The following is a 9494-nucleotide window of genomic DNA, read 5'->3' as shown; positions in this document are numbered from 1 at the left end:
GGGCGCCGTCAGGCGCTGGGGGCGCCGGCCGCGAGGGGCTGATCCGGCGACGCCAGCCCGGCCTCCAGGCACCGCAGGGTCTGCGCCAGCAGTTCGTCGGTGCGTGCGGCGCTGTAGGAGGAGGCCGCGGCGTACAGCTTGACCCGTAGCCGCTCCTCGCCGTCGAGCTGGTCGAAGTAGCCGCCCAGACCGGCGGTGTCGTCCAGGGCCGTGGTGCTGTCCAGCTCGATCGCGGTGGCGGTGGCGCCAGGCCAGTCGATCGCCCGCAGCAGGGAGTAGTTGACCGAGACCGGGGCCAGCAGGTGCACCGGCACCCCGCGCCGCTTCAGCTCCACGACGACCCGTTCGAAGGGGACGGCCTGGTGGCCGAGCGACTCGGCAGCCTGGTGGGCGACCCGACGGCTGAGCTCGGCGAAGCCGATCCCCGGCGGTACGTCGACCCGCAGGACCGCGGCCTGGCTCAGTTGGCCGACGACGCGTTCGCAGTCGAGGAACGACCGCATGTCCACGACGAACGCCACCCGGAACGACCGGGTGGCGGCGGGCTCGCCCAGCGCGCCCAGCAGGGCCGCGGTGTACGCGGCGAACGGGGAGACCCGCAGGCGACGTACGGCCGGCACGATCCCGCCGGAGGGGACGTGTGCCTGCGCGAGGTGGCCACCGGGGGCCGGGGGCGGCCCGTCCGGTGTCGCGTCGAACGGGTCGGTCAGGTCGGCCCCGGTCTCCACCGGGCCGAGCCGGCCGAACGTGTCGAGCCACCAGTCCAGGTCCTCCTCCGCCTGTTCCTCGCCCAGCTCGAAGAGCCGGTCGAGGACGTCGTCGATCGACTCGGCGGCGGGTGGCTGGCCCGTGCCGGCGCCCAACTCGGCCCCGTAGAGGACGGCCAGGTCGTCGACCAGCAGATCGAGGGACTGGTGGTCGAGAAGCGCCATGTGTGCGCGCAGCAGCAGGTAGGAGCTCCCCGTGCCGGTCCGGGCCAGCGAGACCGCCCAGCACGGCCCGGCCCACAGGTCCACCGGCCGCCGCAGGGCGGCCTGGCACCAGCCGACGGCGGCCCGGTCGTCGGGCACCTCGACGACCTCCAGGTCGGCCCGATCGCGACCGTCGCGCAGGACCACGTACCCGTCCCGCTCGGCGAACGCCCGGCGCAGCAACGGATGCGCCTCGTCCAGCCGCCCGACGGCGCGACGCAACGCCTCGACGTCGACGTCGCCGTCCAGGCGGTGGCACACCTGGGTCATGAGCGTCGCGGGACCGACCCGGCCGTCGAGACGGCACAGGTACTCCTGGTGTTCGCTCGTCTCGAAATAGTCCCGCACCCGCATCCCCCGGAAGATTAGATGGCCCCGGCGGACCATATATCAACTGATCTGCGAACTGACTAGATCGCCTACCGACGTTCCGGAAGACGCATTTCGAAGGGTCGCACCAGAATTGCCTCGGAGACCGTGGTCTCCCGTTTCCTGACTGTCAGGCGAGCCGGCTCTTGCGGGGCCGAACCACGAGGTCGATGTCCACCAGAGTCGTTGCCGTGTAGCAGTGAGCACGCATCTTGACTCCCATCCGGAACCGCCGGGGTCCACTGTGGATAGACGCTAATGTTTGAATCCCGACTCCGCAACCCGAAGTTTTTCTTCCCGTTACCGGAGCCCACGCACACAATTACCGCCCGCCGCTTTCCGCTCGCGGGAAGTGACCGGACACGGACGGAAGGCGGGCCCGACCGGACGGACCCGCCCCGCACGGCCGACCCCTGACGCCCCCTACCGCGTCCCGCCCGCCATCGCCCGGCGCAGGCTCAGCGGGCGCATGTCCGTCCACACCGAGTCGATGTGCTCCAGGCACCGGGCGCGCGGCCCGACGAAGCCCTCCTCCCGCCAGCCCGCCGGAATCTCCCGCCCGTCCGGCCAGACCGAGTACTGCTCCTCGCCGTTGACCACGACCCGGCAGACGTCGGTCGGCTCGCTCTGTTCCACGCTCATCGTTCTCCTCCTCGCACCCCGGGCACCTCGGTCAGGGCCCGGTCGATCCCGGCGATCCCGGCGGTCAACTCCTCCTCCGTGATGGTCAACGGAGGGAACAGGTGCAGTCGGTTGCCCGCCGCCAGCGGCCAGACGCCCTGCCGCTTGCACGCCGCCAGGACGGCGGCCATCTCCGGCGCCAGCGCCCCCGGGGCCGCGTACGGCGCCAGCGGCTCGCGGGTCGCGCGGTCCCGGACCAGCTCGACGGCCCAGGCCAGGCCGACGCCGCGGACGTCGCCGACGACCGGGTGGCGCTCGGCCAGCCCGGCCAGCGCCGGGGCCACCACGTCGCGACCGAGTACGGCCGCCCGCTCGACCAGGTTCTCCTCGCGCAGCACCCGCAGCGCCGCCACGATGGAGGCGCAGGCCAGCGGGTGCCCTGAGTAGGTGAGCCCGCCCGGGTAGCGGCGGCGGGCGAAGTGGGCGGCCACCACGCGGGACAGCAGCACCCCACCGACCGGCACGTAGCCGGAGTTGACCCCCTTGGCGAACGTCATCAGGTCGGGCACCACGCCCCAGAGGTCGCTGGCGAACCAGCGGCCGCACCGCCCGAAGCCGGTCATCACCTCGTCGGCGATCAGCAGGATGCCGTGCTCGTCGCAGAGCCGGCGGACGCCGGCCAGGTAGCCGTCCGGCGGCACCAGCACGCCGTTGCTGCCGACCACCGGCTCGACGAGGATCGCGGCGATCGTCTCCGGCCCCTCGTACCCGACGAGCCGGCGCAGGTGCTCCAACGCCCGTTCGCCCTCCTGCGCGGCGTTCTCGGCGTGGAACTCGCTGCGGTACGGGTACGGGCCCATGAAGTGCACGGCACCGCCGCTGGCCGTGTCGACCGGCCAGCGGCGGGGATCGCCGGTCAGCGCCAGCGCCCCCGCCGTGGCCCCGTGGTAGGACCGGTAGGCGGCCAGCACCTTCGGCCGCCCCGTCACCACCCGCGCCATGCGCACGGCGTGCTCCACGGCCTCCGCACCGCCGGTGGTGAACAGGACCGTCTCCAGGCCCTCCGGGGCGACCTCGACGATCGCCCGGGCCGCCTCGTCGCGGACGTCGACGGCGAACGACGGCGCGATCGTGCACATCCGTCCGGCCTGCTCACGCACCGCCGCCACCAGGGCCGGGTGCTGATGGCCCAGGTGCAGGTTGCCCATCTGGGCGTGCAGGTCGAGCCAGCGGTTGCCCTGCTCGTCCCAGAACCAGCTGCCCGCGCCGCCGGCCACGCGGACCGGATCGACCTCCTCCTGCGCGGACCAGGGATAGAAGACCGGCCCGGTCACGACGCCCGCCGTTCGCGGACCAGGTCGACCTGCTCGCCCAGCGTCGGCGCCGCGAACACGTCCTGAAGGGACAGCCGCACCTGGTACGCCTTGCGGATCCGGCTGATCAGGCGGATCGCGAAGAGCGAGTCGCCGCCCAGGTCGAAGAAGTCGTCCCCGGGGTCGACGCCGTCGACCTTGAGCAGGGCGGCCCAGATCTGCCCGAGCTGCTCGAGCACCTCGGAGCGGCCGTCGTCGCCCGCCGGGCCCGACGGCGCGGCGGGCGGCTGCGCCGTGTCCGGGGCGGCCTGCGGCGGAACGGTCGGCTGCCCGGTGGCGGCGGGCACCAGTTCCAGCCGTCCCGCCGTGCTCCACCGCGCGGTGGCCCCGGTGTCCCGCATCCGTGCCCCCGGCGTCCCGGCGTACGGGTCGTCGACGTCGCCCGCCCCGGCGATCCAGAGCCGCCCGGGGGTGTTGACCGGCACGGGCCGCGCACGGTCGTCGAGGACGTAGCAGCGGGCCACCGCCGGCAGGTCGTCCCGCCCGGCCAGGTCGTCCGGCAGCCGCGCCGGGTTCCAGCCGTCGAGCACGGCCCGCAGCTCCCGGCGGGGCATGGCGGACAGCTCCCCCACCGGCCGCTCCTGGTCGGAGACGAGCTGGTCGAGCACCGTCAGCAGCGAGTCGAGGATCCGCTGGACGGTGGCCCGGTCGAACAGGGCGAGGCGGAAGTCGAGGCTGCCCACCATCCGGTCCTCGCCGACCTGGTTCACGGCCAGCGCCAGGTCGTACTTCGCCGAGGTCCACTCCGGCGGTTCCAACCGCAGCGCCTCGACCGCACCGAGCCGGAACCGCTCCGGCACCGCCCGACCGAAGCGGACGGACACCTGCACCAGCGCGGAGACCGCCGGGTCCCGCCGCGGGCGCAGCTCGCCGACCAGCGTGTCGAAGGGCACCCGGCGCAGCTCCAGCGCGGTCAGCACCGCACCGCGTACGTCGTGCAGGAACTGGGCCACGGTGGCGTCCCGATCGACCCGGATCCGCAGCGGCAGCAGGTTGACCAGGCAGCCGATCAGGTCGCGGGTCGACTCGTCGTCGCGTTGCAGGCTCGGCGTGCCGATCAGCAGGTCGTCGCCCGCGCCGTACGCGTTCAGGGTGCGGGCGAACGCGGCGGTCAGCAGGGTGAACGGGCTGGTGCGCGCGGCGGCGGCGGCCGCCACGAGCCGGGCGGCGAGCCCGTCGTCGATGGTGAAGCGCACCGACCCGCCCCGGTGGTCCAGCACGGGCGGTCGGGGCCGGTCCGTGGGCAGGGTGATCACCTGCGGGGCGCCGTTCAGATAACGCCGCCACCGGGCCAGCTGGTCGGCCGCGCCGGGCCCGGCGAGCTCGGCCTGCTGCCGGCGGGCCACGTCCGCGTACTGGCACGGCACGTCCGGCAGCCGGACCGGCTCCCCCAGCGCGTACGAGGGGTAGAGCCGGGCCAGTTCGGCGAAGAAGATCTCCGCCGCCGTCGGGTCGGCGGCGACGTGGTGCACCACCAGCAGCAACGCCGTCCGGTCGGCGGGCAGCAGCACGGTCGCGACCCGGATCGGCCACTCCCGGGCGAGGTCCCACCGGCGGTCCCGCAGGCCCGTCACCCGCTCGTCGCCCGCCCAGCCGTCGCCGGAGGAGTCCCTGAGGTCGAGCCGCGCGATGCCCAGCGGCGCCGCCGGGTGGATGCGCTGGACCGGCTCCTCGTCGACCTCGACGATGGTGGTCCGCAGCGCCTCGTGCCGCCGGACGATCTCGTCGACCGCCGCGCGCAACGCGTCGGTGTCCACCGGCCCGGTCAGCTCGACCGCCGCGGCGAGGTGGTACGCCGCCCCGCTCGTGCCGGCCTGCTCGGCCAGCCAGATCGCCCGCTGCGCCACCGAGAGCGGGGCGGTGACGGCCGCGTCGTCGGCGTCCCGGCGTCCGGAGGCCACCACGCGGGGCAGCTCCAGCGTCGGGGCGGCGTCGGCGTCGTGGCGCACCGTCAGCACCGGCGCGACGTCGCGCACCACGGTCAGCGCGTTGTCGGCGTCCGCCCCGGTGATCGCCAGCCGGATCCGCTCGCCGGCCGCGAACCGGTAGGCGATGGGGTGCAGCTCGATCTCCAGGCGGGCGTCGCCGTCGAGCTGGCCGCAGCCCTCGGTCACGTACAGGGACGTGCCGTCGGGGGCGACCGACTCGAGGAAGGCGAAGACGTCCGCCGGGCCGTCGGAGACCCGGGCCGCCAGGCGCAGCAGCGGGGCGCCGACCAGCTCGACCGCCTCGGTCAGCGGCGCCGAGGTCCAGCACAGCGCCCGGGTGTCGTTGTCGGTCAGGTCCGGCCGCTGGAAGGGCGAGCCGTAGCCGCTGGCCCACCGGGTGGTCTTGCCGGACGTGGTGGCGTAGTCCACCTCGTACCGGCGGGCCTCGCCGACCCGGGGTTCCGGTCCCAGCTCGCCGGCCGGGCCGAGGTGCCAGGTGCCGGTCGTCGCCGGATCCGGCGGCCAGGACCGGGCGGTGCGCCACTCGTCGGCGCCCAGCACGTGGTACCGGACGGTCGGGGAGTCCATGATCCCGGTGTCCCTGCCGCGCAGCCAGTGGTCGAACCAGCGCACGTGCTCGTCGGCCAGGTTGTAGCCGGCGCCGCCCAGCACGCCCCCGGTGTGCGGCCAGGGGCCGATGACCACCCGGTGCGGCACGGTCAGCCGGCGGGCCCACTCGGTCGCGTCGCGCGCCCAGACGTCGTGCCAGCCGCCCAGGTGGTAGACGGCGACCCCGGAGGCGTTGATCGCCTCCAGCAGCTCCGACGGGCTGCGGGTCAGGTACGCCGCCTCGCCGGTGTCGGCCAGCCGCGACTCGCGTGCGGGCAGGCCGGCGAACATCGTCCGGACGTCCCGGTTCGCCACGTGCTGCTCGCGGGCGGCGGCCAGCAGGCGACCGTCGGGGTCGTCGTCGAGGGGCGCGACGGGACCACGCAGGTCGAGTTCGCGCACGTCCTCGCCCCAGGCGCGGGCGAAGTCGTCCCGGAACACCCCGCCGTCCCAGGCGAAACGGTGCAGGTCGAACAGCGCCATCTGCGGGAAGATCGCCACCAGGTGCGGCGGGGCGGTGCTCGCCGCCAGGTACTGCGACACCCCCAGGTAGGAGCGGCCGAACATGCCGACCCGCCCGTCGCACCAGGGCTGGGCGGCGATCCACTCGGTGACGTCGTACGTGTCGGTCGCCTCGGCCGCCCCGAACGGACCGTCGCTGGTGCCGAACGAAGCGCCGCTGCCGCGGCTGTCCACCACCACCACGACGTAGCCGCGGGCCAGCAGGCGCTGCGCGATCGGGAAGGCCCGCAGCGTCACCTCCCCGGGGGCCACCTCGGCCACGCCGAGGTCGTCGATGTCGGTGAGGTCGACGTCCGCCAGTTCGGCCCGCACCACCGCCAGGAAGTCGTCGCGCCCGGGGCGCGGCGACACCTGGTGGTAGCGGTCGTGGGCCCAGACGGCCGGCGCGGGCTCGCGCTGGCCGACCGGCCGGAATACGTACGCGGCCAGCCGGGTCCCGTCGCGCGTGGCGACGTACCGGGAGTGGCAGGTCCAGGTGCGGCTCATGCCAGGTCGGCCCGTCCGTAGAGTTCCCGCGCCGGCACCCCGACGTCGGCACAGCGCTGGAAGAACTCCGCCATCTGCTTGAGCTGGTACGACTCGTCGGTGTAGTTCGTGGCCATGACGAACACCAGCCAGGGCTCGCGGCCCATCGCGTACACGTACGCCTGCCGGGCCCGCAGCCGCCGCACGATGCCCATCGCCTCGACGGCGTCGGAGCCGTTGAGCTTTCGACTGCGGCTCATCTTCTGGTCGATGCGGCGGGAGAAGAGCGGGCCGTACATCCAGGACAGCGGGGCGCCGTCGCACTCCATGCCGAGGAACGCCAGGTCGACGTCGCCGATCATGTCGTGGATGTGGCCGAACAGGGCGGGGTCGACGCAGCGGTTGTCCGCGCCGAAGTAGAGGTTCTTCCCCCCGGTACGCACCGAGTAGGTGACCTTCGCGGCGATGTCGAGGTCGCAGTGCTCGCCGACGAACGGGCACACCACGATCTGCCCGTCGGGCAGCTCGATGGTCTCGCCCGGCTCCACGTCGACCACGTTGGGGAAGCCGAGCGCCTCCAGGCACAGCCGCAGCGACGGGTCCTGCAACGCCCCGGCGGCGGTCTTCGGCACGACCACCGTGCCGATGCGGTGCCGCAGCTTCAGCAGGCTGGCCAGTTCGAGGTGGTCCTGGTGCCCGTGCGTGATCAGCACGTAGTCGATGACGTCCGGCAGGTCGGCGTACGCGTACCGGTCGCCGTCGCCCAGCGCGTCGGACAGGAACGGGTCGGTCATCACGGTGACCGGGCCGGACTGGACCACCACGCAGGCGTGCCCGAAGTAGCGCACCCGCAGCCCCGGGCCGTCCAGGTTGCGGTCGGGGCTCCCGCCGGGCTCGGCGGAGAACAGCCCGCTGAAGGTGGCCAGGTCGGCGTCGGAGACGTCGAACGCCTCCCGCAGCTCGCCGAAGGGCCGGGCCGTGGTCATGGTGGAGAAGAGCAGGTCGATGCGGGGGTCCCGCAGCGGCATGGTGGCCTGCACGTGCCCGTTGCCGGGGAACCGGGGGGTGGTCATCGCGAAGGGCCGCTCGTCGCCGGTGGCCAGCGACAGGTCCACCGAGTGGGCGGTCTCGTCGAAGTGCCGCGAACGGTAGAGCATCCGCTCCGCGAGCCGGATCCGGGCGTGGTCGTTGAGGTCGTAGACCAGCTCGACGTAGCCGCGCAGGGCCGGCGGGATCTCGCCGTAGCGGGGCGTCAGGTCGAAGCCGTCGGCGAGCTTCTCCAGGTTGACCGTCAGCTCGTCCATCGCCGCCGACAGCTCCGGCATCGGCCCGTCGGCGAGCCGGGTCGCCAGGTCGGACACCCCGTCGAGCTGGTCGTCCTCCAGGTCGACGAACATGCCGCCGCGCAGCTTCGGGTCGCGCGCCGAGCGGCGGTGCAGCGCCGGCGCGTCGAGGAACGAGCGCAGCAGCGGTACGTGCAGCTTGGCGAAGTTCATCGCCGCCGGCACCGGCGACACCAGGTTCAGCCAGGCGTAGTACCGGTGGATCAGCGGTTCCAGCGCCAGGTTGGGCAGGGCGTGGACGAGGTCGTGGCTGGCGAAAGGCTGGTTCATCGTTCTCCCTCGGTCGGGTCGACCCGCAGTCGGTCACGGACGATCCGGACGACCGTTGCGAGGTTGTGGAAGTCTTCGTCGTCGGTGGGGGTGTCCAGCACGAACGTGCGTACCCCGGCCCGGATCATGGCCAGCAGCCGCTCGACGGCACCGACGTGGTCGGCCACCAGGTACGGCCCGTCCGCCTGGCCGGAGCGGAACGGCGCGAGCCGGTACGCCGGGTCGACGGTCACGGCGCCGTGACCCGCCTCCGCCTCGGCGAAGAGCCGCTGCTTCCAGACCGAGTCGGTGTTGGCCATGGTGACCGCGGTGATCTTGGCGCCGTCCGGGTCCTCCGGGAAGCGGGCCGCGGCGACCCGCTCGGTCTCCTCCGCCGTCGCCCGGGTCAGCAGGCCGAAGTTCAACGCGCCGGCCGGCGCGCCGTCGGCGTCGGACCGGCCCGCCGTCAGCATCTGGATGCTGGTGGCGCCCACCCGTGCGGCCACCTCGCGGGCGGCCGGGGACTGCCCCGCGACGAACAGCCGGGGCAGCAGGTGCGCGGGCAGCCCGGGCGTGAGCTGCAACCGCGACACCTGGTAGAACCGCCCGTCGAAGCTGAACGGTCGACGGCTGCCCAGCACCCCCATCATGATCTCGACGTACTCGGCGAGCCGCGCGTACCGGTCGTCGTGCTCCAGCCGGTCGCCGAGCGCGTCCAGGTCGCTGACGGCCGTGCCGGTGATCAGGTTGAGGTCGATGCGCCGCTGGTAGAGCAGGCCGAGCGAGGCGACCATCCGGGCCGCGGTGAAGGGGTGCTGGTAGACCGGGTTCACCGCGACCAGCGGGCTGAGCCGGGTGGTGCCGGCCGCCGCCGCCGTCGCCAGGATCCAGGGGTCGAGCACCGCGCCGCTGCCGGTGAAGATGAGCACCCCGTCGAGGTCCGCCGCGTCGGTGCGGCGGATGACGGACATCGCCGTCTGCGAGTACTGCGTGAGGTCCCGTACCCGGGGGACCACGGTGATGAAACTGACGTCGGGCACGGGG

The 9494-nt window shown here is 73.7% G+C and carries 6 protein-coding genes; all 6 read right to left on the bottom strand.

All coding sequences use genetic code 11. The features are described from left to right. Nucleotides 1-8: 8 nt before the first annotated feature. Nucleotides 9-1319: a condensation domain-containing protein gene (locus GA0070610_RS12370; RefSeq protein WP_157747133.1), complete on the bottom strand. Its 1311-nt coding sequence runs from the start codon at nucleotides 1317-1319 to the stop codon at nucleotides 9-11. A 444-nt stretch (nucleotides 1320-1763) separates the two neighbouring features. Continuing rightward, nucleotides 1764-1976 carry an MbtH family protein gene (locus tag GA0070610_RS12365; protein ID WP_392567321.1) on the bottom strand — a complete coding sequence of 71 codons (213 nt, stop codon included), beginning with the start codon at nucleotides 1974-1976 and terminating at the stop codon, nucleotides 1764-1766. A gap of 2 nt (nucleotides 1977-1978) precedes the next feature. Further along, nucleotides 1979-3295, bottom strand: a complete 1317-nt coding sequence (locus tag GA0070610_RS12360; RefSeq protein ID WP_089000170.1) for an aminotransferase class III-fold pyridoxal phosphate-dependent enzyme — start codon at nucleotides 3293-3295, stop codon at nucleotides 1979-1981. Next, nucleotides 3292-6879 carry a CocE/NonD family hydrolase gene (locus GA0070610_RS12355; RefSeq protein ID WP_089000169.1) on the bottom strand — a complete coding sequence of 1196 codons (3588 nt, stop codon included), beginning with the start codon at nucleotides 6877-6879 and terminating at the stop codon, nucleotides 3292-3294. Before GA0070610_RS12355 ends, GA0070610_RS12360 begins: the two co-directional genes overlap by 4 nt. Beyond that, entirely contained in the window at nucleotides 6876-8471 is a 1596-nt protein-coding gene (locus tag GA0070610_RS12350; protein WP_089000168.1) for an MBL fold metallo-hydrolase, read from the bottom strand. The genes GA0070610_RS12355 and GA0070610_RS12350 overlap by 4 nt, the downstream gene beginning before the upstream one ends. Then, nucleotides 8468-9490, bottom strand: a complete 1023-nt coding sequence (locus GA0070610_RS12345; RefSeq protein ID WP_157747132.1) for an LLM class flavin-dependent oxidoreductase — start codon at nucleotides 9488-9490, stop codon at nucleotides 8468-8470. Before GA0070610_RS12345 ends, GA0070610_RS12350 begins: the two co-directional genes overlap by 4 nt. Nucleotides 9491-9494: the final 4 nt, after the last annotated feature.

It is taken from the genome of Micromonospora echinofusca (assembly GCF_900091445.1).
GTDB classification, from domain to species: Bacteria; Actinomycetota; Actinomycetes; order Mycobacteriales; family Micromonosporaceae; genus Micromonospora; species Micromonospora echinofusca.
This window is presented reverse-complemented; position numbering and strand designations above follow the sequence as displayed.

Bases quoted from the DNA above. Each gene is read 5' to 3' on its own strand.
- GA0070610_RS12355 (WP_089000169.1), bottom strand. From the start codon at position 6,879: ATGAGCCGCACCTGGACCTGCCACTCCCGGTACGTCGCCACGCGCGAC.
- GA0070610_RS12350 (WP_089000168.1), bottom strand. From the start codon at position 8,471: ATGAACCAGCCTTTCGCCAGCCACGACCTCGTCCACGCCCTGCCCAAC.